Source organism: Trichococcus flocculiformis, from assembly GCF_900113645.1.
GTDB lineage: Bacteria > Bacillota > Bacilli > Lactobacillales > Aerococcaceae > Trichococcus > Trichococcus flocculiformis.
On the sequence record NZ_FOQC01000028.1, the window covers coordinates 9213 to 32422 of the forward strand.

At 50.5% G+C, this 23210-nt stretch carries 22 protein-coding genes; 15 read left to right on the forward strand and 7 right to left on the reverse strand.

The genetic code is table 11. From position 1 onward, the window contains the following. Positions 1-175: 175 nt before the first annotated feature. Positions 176-2050, reverse strand: a complete 1875-nt coding sequence (gene ftsH, locus BMZ71_RS09770; protein WP_086988916.1) for an ATP-dependent zinc metalloprotease FtsH — start codon at positions 2048-2050, stop codon at positions 176-178. A 10-nt stretch (positions 2051-2060) separates the two neighbouring features. Next, the gene (locus BMZ71_RS09775) at positions 2061-2516 is read right to left on the reverse strand and encodes a MarR family winged helix-turn-helix transcriptional regulator (RefSeq protein WP_086988917.1); all 456 of its coding nucleotides are present in this window, start codon (positions 2514-2516) and stop codon (positions 2061-2063) included. 466 nt (positions 2517-2982) lie between these two features. Here BMZ71_RS09775 and BMZ71_RS09780 point away from each other — a divergent pair, with 466 nt between their 5' ends. After that, positions 2983-3489 (forward strand): methylated-DNA--[protein]-cysteine S-methyltransferase, encoded by a 507-nt coding sequence (locus BMZ71_RS09780; protein ID WP_086988918.1) that lies wholly within the window; start codon positions 2983-2985, stop codon positions 3487-3489. A gap of 46 nt (positions 3490-3535) precedes the next feature. Beyond that, positions 3536-3832 (forward strand): hypothetical protein, encoded by a 297-nt coding sequence (locus tag BMZ71_RS09785; protein WP_086988919.1) that lies wholly within the window; start codon positions 3536-3538, stop codon positions 3830-3832. A gap of 98 nt (positions 3833-3930) precedes the next feature. On the opposite strand, the gene BMZ71_RS09790 is transcribed toward BMZ71_RS09785, so the two are convergent. From BMZ71_RS09790 to BMZ71_RS09805, 4 genes are all read right to left on the reverse strand, one after another. Next, positions 3931-4611, reverse strand: coding sequence for an amino acid ABC transporter permease (locus BMZ71_RS09790; protein ID WP_086988920.1), 681 nt, complete (start codon positions 4609-4611; stop codon positions 3931-3933). A gap of 54 nt (positions 4612-4665) precedes the next feature. Continuing rightward, the gene (locus BMZ71_RS09795) at positions 4666-5556 is read right to left on the reverse strand and encodes a transporter substrate-binding domain-containing protein (RefSeq protein WP_086988921.1); all 891 of its coding nucleotides are present in this window, start codon (positions 5554-5556) and stop codon (positions 4666-4668) included. A gap of 978 nt (positions 5557-6534) precedes the next feature. Beyond that, positions 6535-7200 carry a hypothetical protein gene (locus BMZ71_RS09800; protein ID WP_086988922.1) on the reverse strand — a complete coding sequence of 222 codons (666 nt, stop codon included), beginning with the start codon at positions 7198-7200 and terminating at the stop codon, positions 6535-6537. After that, positions 7201-8688 (reverse strand): DUF1538 domain-containing protein, encoded by a 1488-nt coding sequence (locus BMZ71_RS09805; protein WP_086988923.1) that lies wholly within the window; start codon positions 8686-8688, stop codon positions 7201-7203. A gap of 258 nt (positions 8689-8946) precedes the next feature. Between BMZ71_RS09805 and BMZ71_RS09810 the strand changes: the two genes are divergently transcribed. From BMZ71_RS09810 to BMZ71_RS09860, 12 genes are all read left to right on the forward strand, one after another. Beyond that, positions 8947-9828 carry a metallophosphoesterase gene (locus BMZ71_RS09810; protein WP_177187578.1) on the forward strand — a complete coding sequence of 294 codons (882 nt, stop codon included), beginning with the start codon at positions 8947-8949 and terminating at the stop codon, positions 9826-9828. A gap of 134 nt (positions 9829-9962) precedes the next feature. Then, positions 9963-10841 (forward strand): aldo/keto reductase, encoded by an 879-nt coding sequence (locus BMZ71_RS09815; RefSeq protein WP_086988925.1) that lies wholly within the window; start codon positions 9963-9965, stop codon positions 10839-10841. Positions 10842-10939: 98 nt separating this feature from the next. Next, positions 10940-11641, forward strand: coding sequence for a DNA-3-methyladenine glycosylase family protein (locus BMZ71_RS09820; protein ID WP_086988926.1), 702 nt, complete (start codon positions 10940-10942; stop codon positions 11639-11641). A 141-nt stretch (positions 11642-11782) separates the two neighbouring features. Then, positions 11783-12790, forward strand: coding sequence for a Gfo/Idh/MocA family protein (locus BMZ71_RS09825; protein ID WP_086988927.1), 1008 nt, complete (start codon positions 11783-11785; stop codon positions 12788-12790). A 75-nt stretch (positions 12791-12865) separates the two neighbouring features. Then, positions 12866-14200 (forward strand): DEAD/DEAH box helicase, encoded by a 1335-nt coding sequence (locus BMZ71_RS09830; RefSeq protein ID WP_245734416.1) that lies wholly within the window; start codon positions 12866-12868, stop codon positions 14198-14200. 383 nt (positions 14201-14583) lie between these two features. After that, complete coding sequence (locus BMZ71_RS09835) at positions 14584-15570, forward strand: LacI family DNA-binding transcriptional regulator (RefSeq protein ID WP_086988928.1); 987 nt, start codon at positions 14584-14586, stop codon at positions 15568-15570. A 205-nt stretch (positions 15571-15775) separates the two neighbouring features. Beyond that, positions 15776-15934 (forward strand): hypothetical protein, encoded by a 159-nt coding sequence (locus BMZ71_RS14675; protein ID WP_218142798.1) that lies wholly within the window; start codon positions 15776-15778, stop codon positions 15932-15934. Between the two features lie 165 nt (positions 15935-16099). After that, positions 16100-16918: a carbonic anhydrase gene (locus tag BMZ71_RS09840; RefSeq protein WP_086988929.1), complete on the forward strand. Its 819-nt coding sequence runs from the start codon at positions 16100-16102 to the stop codon at positions 16916-16918. Positions 16919-17095: 177 nt separating this feature from the next. Continuing rightward, the gene (locus BMZ71_RS09845; RefSeq protein ID WP_086988930.1) at positions 17096-18007 is read left to right on the forward strand and encodes an AEC family transporter; all 912 of its coding nucleotides are present in this window, start codon (positions 17096-17098) and stop codon (positions 18005-18007) included. Between the two features lie 435 nt (positions 18008-18442). Then, complete coding sequence (locus tag BMZ71_RS09850) at positions 18443-19675, forward strand: L-lactate MFS transporter (protein WP_086988931.1); 1233 nt, start codon at positions 18443-18445, stop codon at positions 19673-19675. Between the two features lie 272 nt (positions 19676-19947). Then, positions 19948-20949, forward strand: a complete 1002-nt coding sequence (locus BMZ71_RS09855) for an LCP family glycopolymer transferase (RefSeq protein WP_086988932.1) — start codon at positions 19948-19950, stop codon at positions 20947-20949. Positions 20950-21001: 52 nt separating this feature from the next. Continuing rightward, on the forward strand, positions 21002-21709 hold the full coding sequence (locus BMZ71_RS09860) for a hypothetical protein (protein WP_177187579.1): 708 nt from the start codon (positions 21002-21004) through the stop codon (positions 21707-21709). A gap of 128 nt (positions 21710-21837) precedes the next feature. On the opposite strand, the gene BMZ71_RS09865 is transcribed toward BMZ71_RS09860, so the two are convergent. Next, on the reverse strand, positions 21838-22860 hold the full coding sequence (locus BMZ71_RS09865; RefSeq protein ID WP_086988934.1) for a PLP-dependent cysteine synthase family protein: 1023 nt from the start codon (positions 22858-22860) through the stop codon (positions 21838-21840). 104 nt (positions 22861-22964) lie between these two features. On the opposite strand from BMZ71_RS09865, the gene BMZ71_RS09870 reads away from it, so the two are divergent. Beyond that, on the forward strand, positions 22965-23210 hold a 246-nt coding region (locus BMZ71_RS09870), incomplete at its 3' end, for a transposase (protein ID WP_177187580.1).

The following is a 23210-nucleotide window of genomic DNA, read 5'->3' on the forward strand; positions in this document are numbered from 1 at the left end:
CTGCTTGTCGGATAACCGCAAAGTATCCGACAAGCAGAACACAATCCGAGTCCAACCCGAACATTTTCCGCCTCAAAAATAAGCAGTGTGGCTATCTCGAACTGAGACAACCACACTGCTTTCTTTTGTTGACATATCGGCAGTTCTGATGAATCCGTGCCTCGTATGCGAGCTGTTATGCTTCCAATATCTTCATGAATTCCGCACCGGTAATGGTCTCTTCGATCAGCAGGTGGTGGGACAGTTCATGCAGTTTCTCTCTGTTTTCGTCCAATATGGCAATGGCTTTCTCATGAGCCAGCTTGATGATGTCCAGCACTTCACGGTCGACCTGCTCGGCCATCCCGGCGGACACATTCATGGAAGTGTCGCCGCCCAAATATTTGTTCGTCTGGGTTTCAATCTGCATCATGTCGAACGTGTCGCTCATCCCGTAGCGCGTAATCATGGCGCGTGCCATTTTGGTCATCTGCTCGATATCATTCGAAGCGCCGGTCGTGATGCTGCCGAAGACGATCTCTTCGGCGGCGCGACCGCCTGCCAACGTCACGATTTTATTGAACAATTCTTGCTTCGTCATCAACGATTTTTCGCCTTCCTCGATCTGCATCGTATAGCCCAAAGCACCGGAAGTACGCGGAATGATCGTGATCTTGTGGACCGGCGCGGATTCCGTCTGTTTGGCTGCTACCAGCGCGTGGCCGATTTCATGGTAAGAGACGATTTCCTTTTCTTTCGGAGAAATGACCGCATTTTTGCGCTGGTACCCAGCAATGACAGTCTCAACTGACTCCTCCAGATCGCTTTGCGTAACGGCGCTGCGGCCTTCACGGACGGCGCGGAGGCCGCCTTCATTGATGATATTCGCCAGCTCGGCACCGGAAGCACCGGAAGTGGCGCGGGCGATCGTATTGTAATCAATATTTGGATCCATTTTGTAGTTCAACGCATGCACTTTCAGAATGGCTTCACGTCCTGCCAAGTCCGGCAGTTCGACCGGTACGCGACGGTCAAAACGGCCCGGACGCAGTAAGGCAGCGTCAAGGGATTCCGGACGGTTGGTGGCGGCCAGGAGGATGATGCCTTTGTTGGCTTCAAATCCGTCCATTTCCGCCAGCAATTGGTTCAAGGTCTGCTCACGCTCATCGTTCCCCCCACCGAAATTGCCGTTGTCGCGCTTTTTACCGATTGTGTCGATCTCATCGATGAAGACGATACAGGGAGCTTTTTCATTGGCTTCCTTGAACAGGTCGCGGACTTTGGCGGCGCCGCGTCCGACGAACATCTCGACGAATTCGGAACCGGATATGCTGAAGAACGGCACATCGGCTTCGCCGGCGACAGCGCGAGCCAACAGGGTTTTACCCGTTCCGGGAGGTCCGACCAGCAGGATGCCCTTCGGATTCTTGGCACCGATATCCTGGTATTTTTTCGGTTGATGCAGGTAATCGACGACTTCGCTGAGCGCTTCTTTGGCTTCGTCCTGTCCGGCGACATCCTTGAATGTCTTGGCGTCGTCTGCTTTCACGTAGACTTTGGCATTCGATTTGCCGAACGACAATGCGCCACCGGCACCGCCGCCCATCCGTTTCGCCATCTGTTTCCCAAGCATGCTGCCCAATCCCCAGAACAGCAGGAGTGGTAAGACCCAAGAAACTAAGATCGAAAGAATCGGAGAGGCTTCAGTCGGAATGTCCTTGCTGAAGGTCACATCGGCTTCTTCCAAGCGGGTGACGAGTGTCGGATCATCGATCAGACCGGTAATGTAAACTTGTTTGTCGCCCGCATCATCGGTCGCGACGAAGGTGATTTGGTTCTCTTCCAATTTCACTTCGGATACATCGCCCGTCGACACTTGATTCAGGAACGTGCTGTAGGTCACTTCCTCCACGCTTCGGTTCATGTAGCTCGGTAACGCGAAATAGTTCAGGAACATCAGGATGCTCAACGCCATCAGCAAGTAATAGGCTGTCCTTCTGCGGTTGTCGGGGTTGTCATTGTTCAGGTTCAAATTCCATTTGCGGTTGTTTTTGTTTTTGTCATCTGCCATAAATGTTTGGTCAATCCTCTCTTTGTTGTTCGTTCATTTCCTGTATCAAAAGCTGCAATTCCTTGATGCCGGCTGCAATTTTTTCGAGCCGCTCCTCGGACACGCCTTCCATCAGCAAACAGTATTTGCTTTCGATATCCTGCTCCATTTTCTGAAGGATTGCTTGTCCGTTCGGGGTGAGTTTCAGCGTGATGAAACGCTCGTCGTCCGCACGCCGTTCCCTCGTCAGGTAGCCTTGCTGTTCTAATTTTTTGCAGAGGGTGGAGACGTTGCCGTTGTTCATATCCATCACCTTCGCCAAACGGTTGAGTGATAGATTTTCACTCACATTCACTTCCATCAAAATCCGCAATTGCAGCGGGGTGATGGGATAGTCTTTAGCGACCGGGCACATGACCATATCTTTGGAAACTTGGATGGTCCGCATCAAATCCCAGATCTCTTTTTTCAAAAAATCAATTTTCATATTGAAATCCGCTCCTTTATCGGATAATAGTTGTAATATAAAACCATTTTAAATCAAAACTATTTTTCGTGCAAGCGGTTCAACTCAGTCTTAAACAATTCCTAAGATCCTTCCCGCGAGGAATGCTGTGAACCTACTATAAAGCGTGAGTGTGAAGAAATCGTGAAGATGCTTGAAAGTATTCCATAAGAAATGTTTGCGGCGTACGCCGGTTGCTAGGGGCAGCGACTGGAAGTGGCTTCAGCTCCGGCGAGGGGCCGCTGCACGGAGGAGTGCACCAAAAAAATAGCGCCAGCTCCGGATAGGCTCGCCTCGCCGAAGAAGAACATTCAGAATGTGTGGGAACTCCGGCGAAGCCTTCGTTCACCGGAGGAAATGACAAATGGAGAGTGCTTCCTGTTGCCGTCACCGCTGTGTATAATGGAACAGAGAGATTGTAATCACGAATAAAGGAATGGTGACCAGTATGAAAGCCTATAAATATATCCAAACGCCGCTCGGGAAGTACTTGTTGGCTGAGAACGGCAAGGGAATCACGTTTCTGGCACATGTTGCATCGGAACTGGATCCGCGGATCGAAAAGGAAATCGCGGCCGGAGAAATGGTGGAGGCGGATACCCCCTTGTTGCTGGAAGGGGAGCGCCAGCTGCAGGCGTACTTCAATGGCAAACGTCAAAAATTCGATTTACCGTTGGACGCAGCCGGGACGCCTTTCCAGTTGAAAGTCTGGGAAGCGTTGCGCCAAATTCCTTACGGCGAGACGCGCAGCTACAAGGATATCGCCATCGCTGTCGAAAATCCCAAAGGCGTCCGCGCCATCGGGATGGCCAACAACCGCAATCCGATTTCCATCATCACCCCTTGCCACCGCGTCATCGGCACAAGCGGCAAACTGGTGGGGTATGCCGGTGGGCTGCATCTGAAGGAATATTTGCTGAATCATGAGACAAAGGTTGCAATCGAGAAAGGGTGATACGGATGACTAAGCACCATCTTACTTCGGAACAATATAGAGGGAGTTGAAGCCTTACAAAACAGAGGGAAGTCGGTATGATGCTCCTTTTGGTAAGGAATCGTTGGAATTACAGCATCATATGGCTACTTTGGACATATCCAGAGAAGGGCTGATGAAAGATTATAGTATCAACGAATGCCAATTGAAAGATTTTCTGTTTGGTAAGCCTGAAGAATCGGATGGGGAGAAATTCCGTAGCATCTATGATGATTTGAAGGTTAAAATGGATGGAAAGATTAAAGAGAGCAACAAAAGTGCCCGAGAACAACTCTTGAATTCCGGTAAAAAAATTGAACAATAAAAGCCTCAAAATTTTGCGATCATGAAGCATGCAAAAAAACGAAAGAATCAACCCGTGTAATGAGGTTGATTCTTTCGTTTTTTTTGCGGTTCTATTTGTCATTCCACATACATAGATAATTTCTTCTCGATGCGTGTCTGGAAGGCAGCGAAGACGCTGCAGACCGCCCAGTAGATGAGCGCGACCAGGATGTACATGGTCATGTAATCGAACTCGCGACCGCCGACGATCTTGGCGTTCTGGAACATTTCCGGAACGGTGATCATCGCCGCCAAGGAAGACCCTTTGATCAGGTCCAAAAGCACGTTGCTCATCGGCGGAATGGCGATTCGCATTGCTTGCGGCACAATAACTTTGCGCATGATGAACGACCATTTCAGCCCCAACGCATACGCCGCTTCCCATTGCCCGTGATTGACGGAATTCAGCGATGAGCGGATGATTTCCGCGCTGTAGGCGGCCGAACTCAAGCTGAAGCCGATGATGGCCGCCGTGACGGCAGTGAATTGGATGCCAATGAACGGAAAGCCGAAGTAGAGCAGGAACAAAATGACCAACGTAGGGGTTCCCCTCATAAAGGAGATGTAGAGCCGCGCCAGCCAACGCAGTGGTTTCAACTTGGCCAGCTGCAGCATCGCAAGCACAAAGCCAAGCAGCGTGCCATTCAGCATGCTGGTCAACGCGATTCCAAGAGTATAGCCCATCCCTTTGAGGACGTACGGGAGGCTGTCGAGAGCCAACTCCGGATTGAAGATATACTGCCATTGGATGCCTGACATGTCTTGCCCACCTTTCTGCTTTACAATTTTATTTTACATTTCCATTCTATAGGTCTAGTCTACATCGCTTACGTCGATCACTGGGAAATCATATTCGATCTGGACAGTCACGTCCGCACCATCGTAGAATTGTTTCGACAATTCCACCAAAGTTCCGTCAGCACGCATTTCATCCAAAGCTTCGTTGAATTTCTCGGTCAATTCGTCATTGCCTTTTTTGATGGAGAAATTAGTTTCGGATGGGTTGTAGAAAATGTCATGCACTTTAACAGGGATATCCGGCAAAGCGGCAGTCGCCAACTTTTGTGCATAGTAATCGTTCAGAATAACATCTGTCCGTCCGTTCGCTACGTCAGACAAGTACATATCGTTTGTCGCGTTGTCGTAGATTTTTTCTTCCGCGCCGAAATAACGGGCAACCTTCATGTAAGTTGTCGTTGCCGCACCGGCAGCGATTTTGCCTTTCAAATCTTCCAACGTTTCGATGCCGGAATTATCGGATTCGCGGACAACCATGGCACCGAATGAATATTTGTAAGGAGTCGTGTAATTGTATTTGTCGGCATTTTCGCCATTGCGGTCGATCCCGAATGCTGCAACATCCACTGCGCCGCTGTTGACGGAAGTCAGCATGCCATCCACGCCCATTTCCGTGAATGCCACTTCCACGCCGATGCGTTCAGCGACTTCGCGGAGGATTTCCACCTCGTAACCAGTCAGTTCATCAGTTTCCTTGTCGTGATAAGAATTAGGGTAGAGCGTTCCGGAAGTGGCTACTTTCAAAACACCGGCTTCCTCGATCTTGTCCCATGCTGTTTCTGAATCAGTTAATACTGCTGTATCAATCGCGCTGCTGTCGACTGTTTCGCCGCTACCGCAAGCCGCCAAAGTCAAACCCAGTAATGCTGTCAAACCGCCAAATAAAACTCTCTTTTTCTTTACCATCCGTGAAACCTCTCCTTTTTCCTCGAATAAGAACTAGACATAAGATAGCACGTATCCGGGCTGAAAGCAACCGTTTTATACGCATTAATAATACAGTTTTATAAGCTGTTATAAACGTTTTTCATTGGATGGATTGAACAAAATGAACATATCTTCTCATATGTTTCCGAACATTTGCTCGGAATGTTGATACAGTTAGCAAAACAGTTTGTGAAGTAGGGTACAGCTCGCGCAATATGCAACGAAAGTTACTGAAAACCAAAAAAATATTTAGGGTTGTCGGATAACCACGCAGAATCCGACAACCAGGGCAAGCCTCCTGGCGCAGTTGTCGGATAACCACGCAGAATCCGACAACCAGGGCAAGCCTCCTGGCGCAGTTGTCGGATAACCGCAAAGAATCCGACAACCAGGGCAAGCCTCCTGGCGCAGTTGTCGGATAACCACGCAGAATCCGACAACCAGGGCAAGCCTCCTGGCGCAGTTGTCGGATAACCGCAAAGAATCCGACAACCAGGCCAAGTATCCTGGCGCAGTTGTCGGATAACCACGCAGAATCCGACAACCAGGCCAAGTATCCTGGGGAAGTTGTCGGATAACCACGCAGAATCCGACAACCAGGGCAAGCCTCCTGGCGCAGTTGTCGGATAACAGCGAAGCATCCGACAACCAGGCCAAGCCTCCTGGTGCAGTTGTCGGATAACCACGCAGAATCCGACAACCAGGGCAAGCCTCCTGGCGCAGTTGTCGGATAACAGCGAAGCATCCGACAACCAGGGCAAGCCTCCTGGTGCAGTTGTCGGATAACCACAAAGAATCCGACAACCAGGCCAAGTATCCTGGTGCAGTTGTCGGATAACCACGCAGAATCCGACAACCAGATACAAATGCTCTAGCCCCGCAGGCAAAACAAAAGACCCGGATCGGCATCACGGGCCGATCCGGGTCCATTAAGTTTGTCCGCCAATCGTATGTTCCTTAACGTACCCCATGCACACTCTCTGCATCGAAGCTGAAAAGGAAGCCGTTACCCGGCATATCCAACTGCATCTGATCGACAATGGCGGTTTCCACTGCAAGAGCGACCTCGGAGGTGACCAAGTTCATGATGATGTCTTTGCCGTTGTCGAGTTCGATCCCGAACACTTTTCGGCATTTATCCGCAAAAGCGCCAGTCCCGTGGAAAAGGGTGCCGCCGCGTGCGCCAGCCGCAGCCGCTGCTTCAACGACATCGTCACCCAATCCGCCGGCGACGAGCGTAAAGAAGACTTCATGACCGGAAGTTGGATGGGGATCTTTTTCATCCATGTGCAGGCGTTCGCCATGCGTACCCAGCAAGTGCGAAATCGGACTTGTGAAGAGGATGCCACGATTCGGCAACTCGAAATGGAAAAGTGAGCTGATGTGTTCGACGGTAGGTTGCGTTTTATCGCGCGCGCAGACCATAAAGAGGATTTCTTTTTTTACTTCATAAAAACCGATTGTGCGCAATAGAGCGCTGGAAACCGTTCCGGAACCATGCAGGATGGTCCCCCCGGTGATGCCGCACTTTTTCGCTTCCTCGAGCACGCGGCTGGCTTTGCCGATGTTGACGACGACAAAAATGACGTCGTAAAATCTTTTGTTTTCAATTTGTTCGGTCAATTAGAGACCCTCCTTTATACTGTTGCGCTGATAAATGGCGCCCAACAATTGCAGCGAAATGATCGGCATCATCGCCACCATCGCAATCATCCCGAAGCCTTCCAAGAGCACGTTGGCATCCGGTGTGATTTCCGCAACACCCTGAATGAATGCCAGAATGAAAGTCGCCGTCATCGGGCCTGAAGCCACGCCACCCGCATCAAAGGCAATCCCGACGAACAGCTTCGGAACTTTATAGGAGAGGGCGAGAATAATCAGATAACCGGGGACGAGATAGTGCCACAGCTGCAACCATGGTACGAGCACGCGCACGACCGACAACAAGACGGCCAGGCCGACGCCTACGGATAGGAATCCCAGCACAATACCGCGCTTTACATACCCTGTTGTAACATCTTCTATTTGATGCGTCAATACATATACTGCAGGTTCCGCCAAAATGACCAATACCCCGAGCACAAAACCGACGATCAGGACCGGAATGGAGCTGTCCATCCCGGCGATCAGCATGCCGAGCTTACGTCCGACTTCCATAAAACCGGCATTCACGCCGGTCAGGAAAAGCACCAATCCGACAAAGAGATAGGCCATCCCCAAGAAAATGCGCCGGAAAGCGCGTTTCGAAAGTTTCTCGCCAGCAAAGAAGGTGTGGTTGAGTACGAAAATGATCACTATCGGCGAAACGGCCAACAGGATTTCTCCTGTGATCTTCGGCAACTCGTGCAGGAATGGCGCAAGCCAATTCGCAGCGACAGCGTCATGGCCGGGAATCGAGCCCGAGAGCGGTTCATCGGACCGGACGAAAAGGCCCAGGATCAATACGGCCAGGATGGCGCCGGCCGAGGCGATCCCTACCAGACCGAAACTATCCTCCTCGGCTGATTGCGTCTTCCGGTTCAGGGATGCGACGCCGACTGCCAGAGCCAACATGAAGGGCACTGTCAAAGCGCCGGTCGTCGATCCGGAAGCATCAAAAGCGATGGCGAACAGGTCGTTGGTGCTGAAGTAGGCCAAGCCGAAGATGACCAGGTAGAGGAAAGTGAACGTCTTGTTCAGTGGATAACGGTAAACAATCCGGAAAAGACCGATTGTCAGCATAACGGCGATGCCAACGGAAACGACGATCAAAAGCAGGTTTTTCGGATACATGCCGCTTGTGACCTCGGAAACCTGCGTCGCTAAAATATGCAGATCCGGCTCCGAAATCGAGATGAAGAATCCTAGCACAAGCCCCATCCCAAGTACATATTTCATGCTGTTGCTGCGGGCCAACCCTTTTCCGAGGAATTTCCCGATCGGTGTGATGCCCAGATCCACACCGAAAAGGAAGATCGACAGGCCAATGATGATCAAAAATGCCCCGAACAGGAAACGCTGCAGATCGATGGTTTCGAGTGGTGTCAATGTGAAATGGAGCACTACGACAAGCGACGTGATCGGCAGTACGGACTGCAGGACTTCCCTTAATTTTTCTGTAAATATACTCATAGATTCATTCCTTTCGTGTTGCTGTTATAATGTTGAAGAGTAATATTTGTATATTAAACATAACATGCCATTTATTTAATAGGAAGCAAAAAGCACCCAAATCGATAGCATCGGACAACATTCTTATGGTTTCAGGAAAATCACCTAGCTCCGACAGTCGCTTCCGACGGGCACAAGAGCCAACCGTTTTATTTTGACTGAAGCGCTCCAAAGCATTAGAATAGAGGAAACAATAGGGATTCATGAAGGATGATCAATATGAACATAAAAAACAAAAGCCTGCTGAAGACTGCCGTTTTGGCGGGCACAGCGGCCTATCTGCATCTCCAAAACACCTGGATCCAGAAGACCGAGTACACCATTCCGGTAAAGAATCTGGCGCCTGAAAACGAAGGGCTGAAGATAGTCCAGCTGTCCGATATCCATTTGCCGAAAGAAAAAGTCGATCTGAACAAGCTGATTGACATGACCAAAGCAGCGGATCCGGACTTTATCTTTCTTACTGGTGATCAGATTCAAGGGGATGGTACTTTTGATCCTTCAGTCGCGGAAAAACTGTTCCGGAAACTGACGGCGATCGCACCGACCTATGCCATAACAGGTAATCATGACCGCCATTCTCCGATGTTCACTATCGTGTTGGATTTGTACAAGCAGACAGGCATCCGTTTTCTGGACGATGAAGCAATCAGCGTCCTTGCAAAGGGTCGCAAGCCTGTCGTGATCATGGGACTGAGCGACAAAAGCTCGGCCATTCAGAAAATCGCGAAGGACTTTCTGAAAAAGATCAGGCTGAGAAAAGATTGGCAAGGCCAAACACGTCTTTTGTTGGCGCACCGACCTGAACATTTTCTGAAGTACCATATCGATCCGGAGAAATCAGCTGATATCACCTTCGCTGGCCATGCTCATGGCGGCCAGATCCGCATCCCGAGATTGGGTGGGCTGTATGCTCCTGGACAAGGGCGGATGCCACGGCATACCGAAGGCGTTTATCTGTTGCCTACGGATCCGGAAAAGAAACTGGTCGTCAGCCGGGGCATCGGTGGATCCTCATTCCCGTTCCGGATCAACAACCGACCGGAAATGGTCGTTGTGACCTTAACGAACGGCTCCACTTCAGAATCTTTGGAAATATGACCGTTTGGATTGGTTAGGGGAGGAAAGGAAAGTGTTTTTCCTCCGTTTTGTTTTGTAAGCGCATTAATAATTTTTGTGTTTCTGAGGAAATTGCGTTACACTTAAGGTAATAAGTAGAAGGAGTGTGAGTTATCATGGTGAAGAGCTTAATGGACAGAATGCCTTTGAATGATGGTTTTACAATCCCCGGAATCGGATACGGAACTTGGAACGTGAGCAATGATGAAGCTGAAGAGATGGTCTTCATGGCCATCATGCGTGGGTATCGCCTGATTGATACAGGCAGCATGTACGGAAACGAAGTCGGCGTAGGCCGCGGTATCCATAAAGCCATCAACGCAGGCATTTCCAGAGATGATATTTTTGTCGTGACCAAACTCGGTAAAGACGACATGGGCTTCGAAAAAGCAACAGACGCTATCCGTGCAAGCTACGACCGGCTCGGACTAAAGTACATTGATCTGTTCCTGATCCACTTCCCGAGCCCTGATGAAGGTGTAACTGCAGCCACTTGGAAAGCCTTGGAGGAAGCCAAGGATTCCGGAATCGTCCGCAGCATCGGCGTCTCCAACTTCATGCGTGGGAATCTGAAAGAACTATTGGAGAACTCCCGCATCAAACCAGTCGTGAACCAATTGGAAATCAATCCATTCAACCTCATGGAGGAAGTGGATGACTTCGGCTACGACAATAACATTATGACGATGGCCTACAGCCCATTGGCTAAGGGAAGAGCTTTGGAAGACGGCAAAGTTATGAAAATAGCTGAAAAATATAATAAAACACCGGCACAGATCATACTGAGATGGGCCGTACAACGCGACCTCATTCCGATTCCGAAAACAAAGGATGCCGACCGAATGAAGGAAAATCTTGATCTGTTCGATTTTAGTTTGACGGATGAGGAATTAGAAAGAATCACCCGCATCAAGAAAGACAGCAACTTCGTGAAGGGGCACCAAGACCACAATCTCGGTAAGAGAATCGGGGTCGACATCCGTAACAGTAAGTGATGCCAATCAAATCAAAGCTGGGGGCTTCCGAGTCTCCAGCTTTTCTTATGGGGGAAAGGGGTTATGGTTGAAAAATATGCAGAGCAAGGGTGGAGTAAATGAATTTTTATTATGATGAAGAAGCGATCCGCTGTCTGAAGGCCAAGGATCCGATTCTAGCGGACGTCATCGATCGGATCGGACCGATCGAGCGGCCGATCGATGCGGATCTTTTTTCCGCGCTCGTCAACAATATCGTCGGCCAGCAGATTTCAATGAAAGCTCAGGAAACCGTCTGGAAAAGGATGCTTGCCGTTTTTGGGGCGATAACACCGGATCGCATCTGCCGGGCGAGCATCGAAGAAATACAGCAGTGTGGTCTATCGACCCGTAAAGCAACCTATATCCGTGAGGCTGCCGAGAAAGTCATTTCCGGTGCCTGTGATCTGGAGGCGCTGAAGGATATGAGTGACGAAGCGGTCATCGCCGAGTTGTCGCAGCTGCGCGGCATTGGTAAATGGACAGCCGAGATGCTGCTGATCTTCTCGATGGGCCGTCAGGATGTACTGAGCTGGGATGACCTCGCTATCCATCGCGGCTTGCGGATGGTTTATCATCACCGCAAAATCACCAAGCAACTGTTCCAGAAATACAAACGGCGTTTTGCGCCATACGGTTCGGTCGCAAGTCTCTATCTCTGGGAAGTGTCCGTCGGCGCTCTGCCGGATCTGAAGGACTACGCGCCGCTGACGGAAGCCGAAAAGCGAAAACGCCTGAAGCAGCGCCAAGAACTGAAAAAAGCGGAAAAGCAACAGTCCTAAGCTACGCCGCCAGCATCCGGTTTGCGCTGGGATGCTGTTTTTGGGTTCAAAAATAATGGCTATCAATAAGCAATCCGCCTTTGATTAGTGTAGAATAGGAATAGAATGTTTCAAAAAAACAATGAGTGAGGGGATCAAACTATGATCAGATTAGGCATCATCGGAACAAGCAGCATTGCGCATGCATTCGCAACAGCGGCCAAAGCATCCGGACAATTCGAAATAAAAGCGGTCTACAGCCGCAATCAGTTCACCGCCCAAAGCTTTGGAGAAGGCTACGGCGCGGATATTTTCGTCACGGACTTGGAAAAATTCACTGCCTTGGAGGAAGTCGATGCCATCTACATCGCATCTCCGAACAGCCTCCATTTCCAGCAAGCCATGTCGGCCATCGCCAACGGCAAGCATCTCATCGTGGAGAAGCCGATCTTTTCGAATACCAAAGAATGGGAAGCTGCCTTCTCGGCGGCTAAAGCCAATAATGTTTTCCTGTTTGAAGCCGCTCGCCATCTGCATGAGCCAAACTTCGAGCTGGTCCGGAATGAAATCGCCAAATTGGGAGAAATCGACGGAGCTACCTTCACCTATGCAAAATACTCTTCCCGCTATGACCAAGTCTTAGCCGGCGAGGAACCGAACATTTTCTCGCTCGCTTTTTCCGGAGGAGCGCTTGCAGATTTGGGCGTATATCTACTGTACGCTGCTATCGCTTGGTTCGGTGTGCCTGATGACGTTGAATATGCCGCCAAGAAAATCCAGACGGGCGTGGACGGGGCAGGAACCATGTTGCTGAAATATCCGTACTTCACCGTCACCTTGCATACGTCAAAAATCTACAATTCCTTCGCCGATTCGGAAATCTACAGCGGCAAAAAAACCTTGCTTCTTGATGGTGTCAATTTGATCCAATCGGTCGAACTGGTGGACGGCGAGACCGATGAACGGTATCAATTGGCCGAAAAAGCAACCGGCCATTTCATGGACGACGAAGTCCGTGCCTTCGCGCGCATCTTGAATGATCCGGAAAATCCTGATACTATAGAAGACTACGAACGTTGGACGCAGATCAGTCGGGACGTCAGCCGGACAATGGAGGCTTTGCGCAAAAAAGCAGGCCTCGTTTACCCAGCGGATCTGGACGAGGCGTAAAGCAGATTGCTGTACCTGCAAGAGGTATGCGCAGCAGCTTAAGGCTGGGCTGCAGTATAAGAAATGAGGAAATGAATGATGATGATGGAAGAAATGGCAATGCCATTCGAAAAATACTGGCACGAGATGAGTTTTCAGTTGCCGACCCCAATCCAAGAGAATGTCTTCAAGCCGCTGTTGGAAGGCAAGGATGTCGTCGGCCTATCGCCTACCGGTACGGGCAAAACGTTGGCTTATGCCATTCCGTTGCTGCAGAAAACGGATGCCAACAATGAACTGCAATTGTTGGTGCTGGTACCTTCTCAGGAATTGGCGCACCAAGTAGGCCACGTTTTGGCGGAGTGGGGATCCCTGAAGGACTTGAGCGCGCAAGTCATCATCGGCGGCGCGAACGTCGGCCGTCAGATCGACAAGCTGAAGGAAAAACCGGAAATCGTGGTCGGAACACCGGGACGATTGTTGGAATTGGCCAACCAGAAAAAACTGAAACTGCACAACATCAAGACGGTCATCCTTGATGAAGCGGACTATCTGATGCAGGAGGAGCACTTGAGCGCCCTGCGCGAGTTGATCAAAAAAATGCCGGGTTCCCGTCAGATGGGTTTCTTTTCGGCTACGAACAGCGAAAACCTGAAGGACATCCAAAAGTGGTTCAACACCGAGCCGCTTTGGTTCGACACGACAAAAGAAGGCCAGTTCATGGACCAAACGATTCACGGCTTCATCGAGGCACCTACGCGCAAACGTGCCGAAATGTTGCGCCGTTTGGGCAATCTGGAAGAGATGCAGGCGCTCGTTTTCGTAAATGCTACGCAGGAACTTGATTATTTGGCGCAGAAACTGCAGTTCGAAGGCATCAATGTCCGCATGCTGCACAGCGATTACGGCAAAGCCCAGCGTAAAAACGCCATGGATGAATTCCGCAAAGGCAATGTGACCTTTCTGCTGACAACGGATGTTTCCGCCCGCGGGATCGACATCCAGGATCTGCCTTACGTCATCCATTACGATCTGCCGCTATCGAAGGAAACCTACCTGCACCGCTCCGGACGTACGGGCCGGATGGGCAAAAAAGGGATTGTGCTGTCATTGGTGAATGATCGCAACAGCCGCGATATCAAACGTTTCGCCCAGCATCCGGAAGAAGTGAAGGAATTCTTCATCTACGGTGGCGAGCTCGTTGATCAGTTGCCGAGCCGCGAATCCCGTGACGCCATCCGCGATGCGCAGAAACCGGCCGTCGCCAAAGCTGCTAAAATCCAGAAAAAAGCTGCCTTGGTTGCTTCGAAAGAGGAAGAGGCTAAGAAGGAAGCAGTCGCCAAAAAAACGAAAAAGAAAAAAATCCGCTCCAAAGATCAGAAAAATAAAGGCGCACGCCGCAAGTCAACAGAGAAAAAGCTATCTGAATAACTGATTAACTTTCCGCATTCTGCCGGAAGGACAGCCCCAAACCGCGCTTGCGGAGGATGTCCGCGGCGAAGTGCGGATTTTTTGTTTTTTTGTGAATATGTGGGATGGAACTCCGGTTAAGCCGGGGTTCGCCGGAGGACAGCAATGCAAACTGCGTCCAGTTCCGATATGACTGCTGCGGTCGGAGGAGACGGATAATACCGGATTGCTCCTCCGGTGGCGCATCCGCTCGCCGGAGCAGACACCGAAAATGTGAAGATTTCCTTCCCCGGTCCGTTGCGGCGCATCCCTTGCACCTGTATAATCAAAGGTAGAGACCTAACCTGTATTCGGATACGGCATAGAGTCCGTTTTGCAGCAAAAGAAAGGGGTGGACGCTATCCATGGTCACCATCAATGACATCGCCAAAATGGCCGGCGTGGCGAAGAGCACCGTTTCCCGCTATCTGAACGGCGGGGCGGTCAGCGAAAAAACAAAGGCGAAGCTGGATGAGATTGTTGCCGAGAACGACTATAAACCGAATAAATTTGCCCAAAGTCTGAAAGCGAAGCGCACGCATATGGTCGGGACGATCATTCCGCGTCTGAATTCCTTTGCGACGAATGAAGCGTTGCGGGGCTTGGAGAACAGTCTGCGCCTTTCCAAAAACCAACTGTTGATCACGAATGCGGATCAGAGCCGCGAGCGCGAAATCGAAGCCATCTCCACCTTGGCGAAGCAGCGCGTCGACGGCATCGTCTTCTTCGCCGCTGCCATCACACCGGCTCATGTCAAGGCGTTCGAAGAGGCTGATGTTCCCGTCGTCATCGTCGGGCAATCGCATCCCGATTTCCACTGCATCATCCACGATGACGAGAAGGCGGGCCGTTCGGTCGGAGCGTACGCGGTTGCGAACGGACACAGGAACATTCTTGTCTTCGGGGTCGACGAATCCGATACGGCGGTCGGGGTGACCCGACGCAACGGCATCGAGCAGGCTTTCGAAGGCCATGATATCGACTATACCTTCGTCAAAACGAGCTTTGCCATGAAGGACGCCTACGAAAAGGCACTGGAAATCCTGCCGCAATCCAAAGCGACTTTCGTGATCGGCGCGACCGACAATATCGCGATCGGGATCATGCGCGCTGCGCATGAACTGCAGATTGAAATCCCCAACCAGCTTTCCTTAGCGGGGTTCGGCGGCTACGAAATCACCGAAGCGGTCTATCCGCGCATCACAACCGTCCATTATCCTTTCCAGGAGTCCGGAGAATTGGCGGCCAAAATTCTGATGGAATTGATTCTGGAAAAAGAAGTCGACCTGATCCAAACGCTGGATAACGAGTTGTTGATCAGGGAATCTACCCAAAAAAATGCTTGGACATAACTTAGGCAACGATCAATAAATAAAAACCGACACGCAAGCAACCTAATGCTTGCGTGTCGGTTTTTTGAGCCTTCCACAATACACAGGAGAAGCACAACCCTTCACAACCGCTTCAAAAAAACGAAACTGAGAATCCGTACGTTTTCTCCACATTTTTATTGTCACCCTTTAAAAATACGGGTTTGCATCTATTTTTTGCGGTAACGTGTTCGATGTCTGCACGACCCATACTTACGACGACAAAATCGCCGCCATCCGCGCTGCGCAAAAGGCAGGTCTGACTGTCTGCAGCGGCGGCATCATCGGTTTGGGCGAGACGATGGAGGACCGCATCGATATGGTCATCGACCTGCGCGACGACTGACGGTACCATATAGACCCGCCTTCTCCTCTTCGCAATATCCTTTTGAATACAGCTGACAGAAGGGGTTATCTGTTGAATTATTGTTTATCGCGGTTGATTTGATAATTTAATTGCGGATTATCATATAATAAATGGATATTGTTTTTGAGGGGGAAGATCGGAAAAATGAATAATGCAAAAGGATTAACAAAAGTTTTGGCGGTTCTGGGGGCGTTCGTTTTATTGGGACTGAGTGGCTGCGGCCAAGAAGAAACGGTAGAAACGGACAGCAGCGCACAGGAAACGACGGAACTGACCTCCGAAACGACGACTGAAGAAACAACCGAAGCAGCCGCTGAGGAACATTTGGATTATGAAAACCAGGATGAATGGGACTTCGAATCCGGCGCGATGCAATCTCCGATCAATATCGAAACGAGTGCAACCGAAGCGATGACCACGGACGGTTCCTTGACATTGGACTATGCGGAGGAGATCATCGATGTGGTCGATAACGGGCACAGCATCGAAATCGAAGACGGCGGCCAAGCGACGATTGCAGGACGCGGTTTTGAATTGGCGCAATTCCATCTGCATTCTCCGAGCGAGCACACGGTGGATGGGGAGAGTTTCCCGATCGAACTGCATTTTGTCCACAAGGCACAGGATGGCCGCTTAGCAGTCATCGCGGTCTTCTTTAAAGAAGGAACAGAAAATGCTGCTTTTCAGGCGATCCTGGATGATGTGCAGGCGAACGAAGAATCAGACGTTGCGAGCGGCCTCAGCCTGAACGTTGCCGAACTGCTTCCAGCCAACAAAAGCTACTACCATTACCTAGGTTCCTTGACGACACCGCCGCTGACCGAAAATGTCGAGTGGTACGTGATGGCGAACCCTGTGGAAGTTTCCGCGGAACAAATTGCAGCCTTCAACGAATACTATGAAGGCAACAACAGAGAGGTCCAACCATTGGGCGAGCGTTCCGTTCTGAAGTACGAAGAATAGCAAGCCTATCAAAGTTCCGCCTGAGCCCACTCCAGTGGGAAAGGCGGAACTTTTTTTGAATGCTCTGACCCGCGGATGCAAAGGAATCCGTAATGCGATTACAAAATGCGAAAGAAACGGATGCAAGGGTACTTTTTTTGATATAATTTAAGGAAAAACGCGAGCGGGGGGAACGTAATGGGGGAAATAGCAGCAAAAGCCGCATCATTGATTTTGATCATCGTGATCGGCTACGTCATCAAACGGATCGGATGGGTAAACGCCGAGGATTTTCCGAAATTTTCGAAAATCGTTCTGCGGATCACGCTGCCCTGCGCACTGATCACCAGTTTCAACACGTTCGACATCACCTCCAACTTGCTATTTTTGACCGCAATCGGCCTCCTCGCTAACTTGATCCTGCAAATCACCGGCTATCTGGTGAACCAACGGAAAGGCGGTATAGCGCAGGCTTTCGGAATCATCAACCTCGGCAGCTACAATGTCGGGGCCTTTGCGATGCCATATATCGCCGGATTGATGGGCCCACAGTCGATCATTTTCGCATCCCTTTTCGATGTCGGCAATTCATTCGGAGCTGCCGGAATTGGCTATGGTTGGTCCCGTTCTGTTGCGGATGAGAAGCAAAAAACAACCTTAGGCGGCTTCCTCAAACTCATGTTTCTTTCGCCGCTGTTCGATACATACTTGATCCTGTTGCTGATGCGCCTCCTCGGGCTGCAATTACCGGATGAGGTCATCACCTTTACGTCCACGGTGGGCGGCGCCAACACATTCCTGGCGATGTTGATGATCGGAATCGGTTTGGAATTGGGCTTGGATGCGCACCGCTTCAAGCTGGCCTTCAAATACTTGGCCATCCGCTACGGCTTTTCGCTGATTTTCTCCATCCTGACCGTGCTCTTCCTGCCGGTATCAATGGTCGTTAAGACGATCCTCTGCATGCTGTTCTTTTCGCCGATCGCATCCATGGCGACCGGATTCACCGACGAAGCAGGCGGGGACGTCGAAACCTCCGCCTTCATGAATTCCGTTTCCATCCTGATCGGAATCTTCGCGCTGCCGCTCGTTTTGGCGGTCATGGGATAAAAATGTCAAATGAAAAAAATTCAAAACCATCCGTTCTTGTGTAGCGGGTGGTTTTTTGTTGGGCGGAATTTGTTTCCTCCGTCGAACGCAGGTTACGCCGGAGTTCGGTCAACATATGCCTCTTTTCCTCCGATGAGGGGGGGCTCGCCGAAGTTGGCCCTAAGATGTTACTGTCGCCCTCCGGTGAGCACCCCCTCGCCGGAGCAGGGCGCCGCACGTATCGTTCAGCTCCGGCCAACCTGGCCAGCAGCACAAACATATAACATCAACCTATAACTGAATATATCATTTAAGTGTTACCCTATAACCGGATTCCATGGCATACTGGAACAACCTTCATAAATGAAAGGCATCAGCAAATATTGGGATAGCGGCGCAATTATTTGCACCGTTATCCCTGATAATACAAAACAACTAGGAAAAGGGGGAACAGTAATGAAAAAAGAAACAAATCGTTGGGTGGTCCTGATCAGCTCGATGGGGATCTTGTTGTGCACCGGTATCGTCTACACGTTCAGTGTTTTCGCAGGACCTTTGGCGGAATTGCGGGGATGGGCGGTACCGGATATCATGATGGCGTTCGCAATCAACTCCGCAGTGGGGCCGATCCCGATGATCTTCGGCGGCTATTTTACGGACCGTGGCTGGGCAAAATGGATCGCCCGCATCGGCGTTGTGCTTTTCGGTATCAGCTTCGCTTTCACCGGGCAAGCGACGAGCATTTTTCAGTTGTACCTGATCTACGGCATCTTCGGCGGCTTTGCGCAGAACTTTGCCTATTCCGCCTGTCTCAGCAACACAATTCGCTTTTTCCCGGATAAAAAAGGCTTGGCTTCCGGTCTGATCACGGGGGGGATGGGCGGAGCGGCGATCATCGCGGCACCGATCGCGAACACGCTGATCGAACGCTACGGAGTCAGCCAAGCCTTCTGGCGCATGGGCTTGGCGTATGCGCTGATCGGATTCTTTTTCAGTCTTTTCATCCGCTCGGCACCGAAACAGGCAGTTCCACAAACGGCTGTGGCCTCCGAAAAGGCTCCAGCACCAGCAAAAACCATCATCGCAAACAAAAACTGGAAGGAAATGTTGGCGAGTCCCGCATTCTACCTGCTTATCCTGATGTTCGCGATGGGCGCCTTTTCCGGTCTGATGATTGCTTCGAACGCATCATTGATCGGGCAATCGATGTTCGGTTTGTCGGCATCGGCAGCTGCCGCTTATGTCAGCCTCTATTCCTTGAGCAACACGTCAGGCCGGGTATTCTGGGGCGCGATTTCTGATCGCATCGGCCAAATCCGCGCGGTCATCATCATCTACAGTGCCATCATTTTTGCCTTCATCCTGCTCGTCAGCGTCAACCAAGTGTGGGCCTTCGCTGTCGGGATCGTCACCTTGGGCCTTTGCTTCGGCGGCGTGATGGGCGTCTTCCCGGGATTGGTCATGGATAACTTTGGTCCGGCGAATCAGGGCGTCAATTACGGCATCGTCTTCATCGGCTTTTCGAGCGCCGCATTCGTCGCTCCGAAAGTGACTGCGTCATTGGCTGCCGCGAACGACGGTGACTTCACGAAAGCCTTCTATGTCGCGATTGCCGTCGTCCTGCTGGGACTGGGCTTGAGTCTTGTCTATGCGAAAAGAAAAACATTTGTTGTAAAAACGGCCGCATAGACAGTTTGATAAGAATCCTAACATATTAATAAAAGCACCGAAAAAATCAGATAACCTGCTGATTTTTCCGGTGCTTTTTCATGAATATAAATAGTTGACTGCTTGTTCTTTTGGGAATTGTTACCGGAACTGGCAAACGTGTCGCTAGTTCCAGTAACAACTGTCCACAAACATTTCAAAACGACTTTACTATCTGTCTAAAGTAATCTAAAATATAGTAAACACCGACAATTATCTTATAGTTGGCTTTCAGGGAAGAGGAGAAAAAAATAATGCGCTCAAATAAACAAAATAAGAACGGTTTGAAAATATTTGTCAGTATCCTTGCAATTCTGGTGATCGGTATTATGGGGTATGTCTACTCAATCTACGCAAATGTGAGAGACTCGATGGACACGGCCTATACGCCAGTCGAAATCGAGAATTTCCGAACAACGAATACCGGTACAGTAGTCGATTCTTCAGAAGTGGACGGAGAAAGCAGAGCTGATGCTGGCTCATTAACACCTTCGCAACTCCTGGAAGCGGGTGAGCCGGTCTCCATTCTGTTGCTGGGCGTTGACACAGGTGACCTGGGACGTACGGAACAAGGACGTTCCGATTCGATGGTAGTCGTCACGATCAATCCCCATACCCAACAGACGACACTTTTGAGCATTCCGCGCGATACGTACACCGAAATCGTCGGCCATGGTACCTCGGACAAAATCAACCACGCTTATGCATTCGGTGGCACCGCGATGTCTATCAATACCGTGCAGCAGATGCTGGGCATCCCTATCGATTTCTACGTGACGGTGAACATGGCCGGCATCCAAGAAATCGTCGACGCGGTCGGCGGCATCTCTGTCGAGAGCCCGCTTACCTTCACCCAGAATGGCTACGATTTCGTCCAAGGCACAAACCAACTGGATGGCAAGGCAGCATTGGAATTCGCACGCATGCGCTATGAAGATCCAGCCGGCGATACCGGTCGTCAAGGCAGACAACGCCTGGTCATCGAGGCTGTCATCCGTAAATTAGCGACACCTGAAACACTGCTGAATTACCAGACTATTCTTCAGTCACTTTCATCGAATGTACAGACTAGCTTCCAACTTTCTGATTTCTACACGCTCCAAAGCCAAGATTATCTAGGTGCAGTCGGCAACATGAACCAGCAGCAACTAGGCGGTACAGGCGGCATGATGAATGAAATTTACTATAACTTCGTGGACGAAACCGAGATGGCGCGCGTCCAGGACCTCCTGCAGGCAGAACTCGAACTCGAATAAACGTCAAGGGCACCTCTTTAAGGAGGGACCAACATGAATCGGGAATGTGGAAGTGTTGAACGCTACCGACTGCACATTCAATGAGGTTACCTTCGCGGTGACTCCGAGCACGACGGAAGATGTGAATGGTGTAGTTGTGCGCGTCATCGACAGTTTCAACGATCTGCCAAAAGACGATTACCAAACGACTTTCAATGATTGCACTTTCGAGCGCGCAGACGCACAGGACTTGCTGGAGACGGACAAGGAGGTAGTCGCCCTGAATGGTTATTTCGGCAAAATGACGCTCAACGACTGCGTGTTCCGCTGCGGGTTCACGACCGGCTACTTAAATTTCGGTGTGGCCGAAAGTTACTTGAATGATGTCTATTTCGATGCGGAAACCGCGGTATCGATGCAGCCACTCGCATGGGCCCGGATCGACAAGTTCGTCCTGGATAATGTGACATATGGCACGAATACGCTGACACCGTTCCTTTTTGTGAATTATATGATTACAAAACCTTATGCAACTGTCTCTTTCAAAAATATGGTCCTCGACAGCTCGCAAGCGGGCTACGCCGGTGCCGACCAGATTGGCACGACGAAGATTGTCAGCGACCGCCTGATCTATGTCACCGCTGATCCGACAGTAGCGGATGTTCCTGCATTTAAGGGCGATACTGCTCGGCTCTACACGGTGATCGCAGGCGCTCCTTCGGAATGGGTCGCCGTCACCAGTGATCCGGTCGCGGCCGATTGGAAAGTAGTGGTCGAGTAAAGGGTGAATGAATGCGAAAAGATAACAAAAATACAGCTCGGTAACATCCAATACGATGTTGCCGAGCTGTATTTTTGTCTTCTTGTCGGCCGTTCCTTGTTATCCCTTAACATAATAATGCTTCGGTCTCAATGGATTGCGCGCATGCCGAGCAGTTCGACGTCGCAAGCGAGATGATCCGCAGAAACGGTTTGTTCGTACATCAGGTCGGTGGAGAGGTATTTCTTGTTGTCGTCGGCAAAGACGGTCGCGACAACGGCATCCTTATTTCCCAGCAGATCTTGGGCCTTCAGGACGCCCAGGAAGTTCGCGCCCGATGAGATTCCGACACCGAGCCCGAGCACGCGAGCGAGTTTGCGGGACATGTTGATGGCGTCGCAGTCGTCGATAAGGAGGATATTGTCCAGCTGATCCAGTTTGATGATAGCCGGCACGAACTCGTCGCCGATGCCGAAAATCCGATGCGGGCCGACGACTTTTCCGCAAGTCGCCATAGTCGGGGAGGAGGCCGGATCGAGCGGGAAGGCGAGGCAATCCGGATAGGTTTCCTGCAGAATATCTTTGACGCCCATCAGCGTTCCGCCGGTACCGACGCCGGCGACGAAGCCTTGCGGCCTTTTGCCGAAAGCCGCCAGCTGAGCCAAGATTTCTTTTCCGGTAGTCGCGTAGTGGGCGGCACAGTTTTTAGGGTTGGAGAATTGATGCGGCAGGAAGGCGCCTTCGGTTTCGCCCATCCGATCAGCGAGGGCAATTGAGCCGGTGAAGCCGCCTTCCGCTTTGGAAACGAGCCGAATCGTCGCACCGAAACTTTCGATCAGGTTGATCCGCTCCTTGCTCATCCAGTCGGGCATGAAAATCGTGACCGGATTACCCAGGTAGGCCCCACTCGCAGCAAAAGCGATGCCTGTGTTTCCGCTGGTCGCCTCCGCGATTGGCATGCCTTCAGCGATGGCGCCCGTTTCGTACGCCTGGCGGAGAATGTGGGCGGCGACGCGGTCTTTGATGCTGCCAGAGTAATTGTAGTATTCTGCCTTCGCGTATACGATCCGCGGTTCGCCTTTGTAAAGTAAGGAAATTTCTAGCATCGGGGTGTGGCCAATCAAAGCCGCCAAACCATCAAATTTTTCGGACATCTTTTCATTTATCGTCATGGTAAAATACCTCCCATACTTATGGAGGCTGCTGAAAAAGTCAGATAAATTTCTGGCTTTTTTTGTATTTTGGAGGAAAATAAAGATATGAAGGGGTGATAATTATGCTACGCAATGAAGAAAGGCTCACAGTGAGTCCTTACGCTCAACTTTATGATATTTTGGTCCCTGAGGACCATATATTAAGAAAAATAAATACACTGGTGGATTTCTCTTTTGTTTATGACGAAATAAAAAAGAATTATACGGTTGATTTCGGAAGAAAGGCTGCTGATCCTGTTTATATGTTGAAACTATTACTTCTCAAAATTCTGAATCCTTTGTCAGATCGCGATCTATGCGAAAGGGCT

Coding starts and splice junctions, on each gene's coding strand:
- BMZ71_RS09820 (WP_086988926.1), top strand. CDS start 10,940: ATGAATTTTTATTATGATGAAGAAGCGATCCGCTGTCTGAAGGCCAAG.
- BMZ71_RS09780 (WP_086988918.1), top strand. CDS start 2,983: ATGAAAGCCTATAAATATATCCAAACGCCGCTCGGGAAGTACTTGTTG.
- BMZ71_RS09840 (WP_086988929.1), top strand. CDS start 16,100: ATGAATAATGCAAAAGGATTAACAAAAGTTTTGGCGGTTCTGGGGGCG.
- BMZ71_RS09795 (WP_086988921.1), bottom strand. CDS start 5,556: ATGGTAAAGAAAAAGAGAGTTTTATTTGGCGGTTTGACAGCATTACTG.
- BMZ71_RS09835 (WP_086988928.1), top strand. CDS start 14,584: ATGGTCACCATCAATGACATCGCCAAAATGGCCGGCGTGGCGAAGAGC.
- BMZ71_RS09850 (WP_086988931.1), top strand. CDS start 18,443: ATGAAAAAAGAAACAAATCGTTGGGTGGTCCTGATCAGCTCGATGGGG.
- BMZ71_RS09775 (WP_086988917.1), bottom strand. CDS start 2,516: ATGAAAATTGATTTTTTGAAAAAAGAGATCTGGGATTTGATGCGGACC.
- BMZ71_RS09815 (WP_086988925.1), top strand. CDS start 9,963: ATGGTGAAGAGCTTAATGGACAGAATGCCTTTGAATGATGGTTTTACA.
- BMZ71_RS09810 (WP_177187578.1), top strand. CDS start 8,947: ATGAACATAAAAAACAAAAGCCTGCTGAAGACTGCCGTTTTGGCGGGC.
- BMZ71_RS09790 (WP_086988920.1), bottom strand. CDS start 4,611: ATGTCAGGCATCCAATGGCAGTATATCTTCAATCCGGAGTTGGCTCTC.
- BMZ71_RS09805 (WP_086988923.1), bottom strand. CDS start 8,688: ATGAGTATATTTACAGAAAAATTAAGGGAAGTCCTGCAGTCCGTACTG.
- BMZ71_RS09825 (WP_086988927.1), top strand. CDS start 11,783: ATGATCAGATTAGGCATCATCGGAACAAGCAGCATTGCGCATGCATTC.
- BMZ71_RS09855 (WP_086988932.1), top strand. CDS start 19,948: ATGCGCTCAAATAAACAAAATAAGAACGGTTTGAAAATATTTGTCAGT.
- BMZ71_RS09865 (WP_086988934.1), bottom strand. CDS start 22,860: ATGACGATAAATGAAAAGATGTCCGAAAAATTTGATGGTTTGGCGGCT.
- BMZ71_RS09845 (WP_086988930.1), top strand. CDS start 17,096: ATGGGGGAAATAGCAGCAAAAGCCGCATCATTGATTTTGATCATCGTG.
- BMZ71_RS09830 (WP_245734416.1), top strand. CDS start 12,866: ATGATGATGATGGAAGAAATGGCAATGCCATTCGAAAAATACTGGCAC.
- ftsH (WP_086988916.1), bottom strand. CDS start 2,050: ATGGCAGATGACAAAAACAAAAACAACCGCAAATGGAATTTGAACCTG.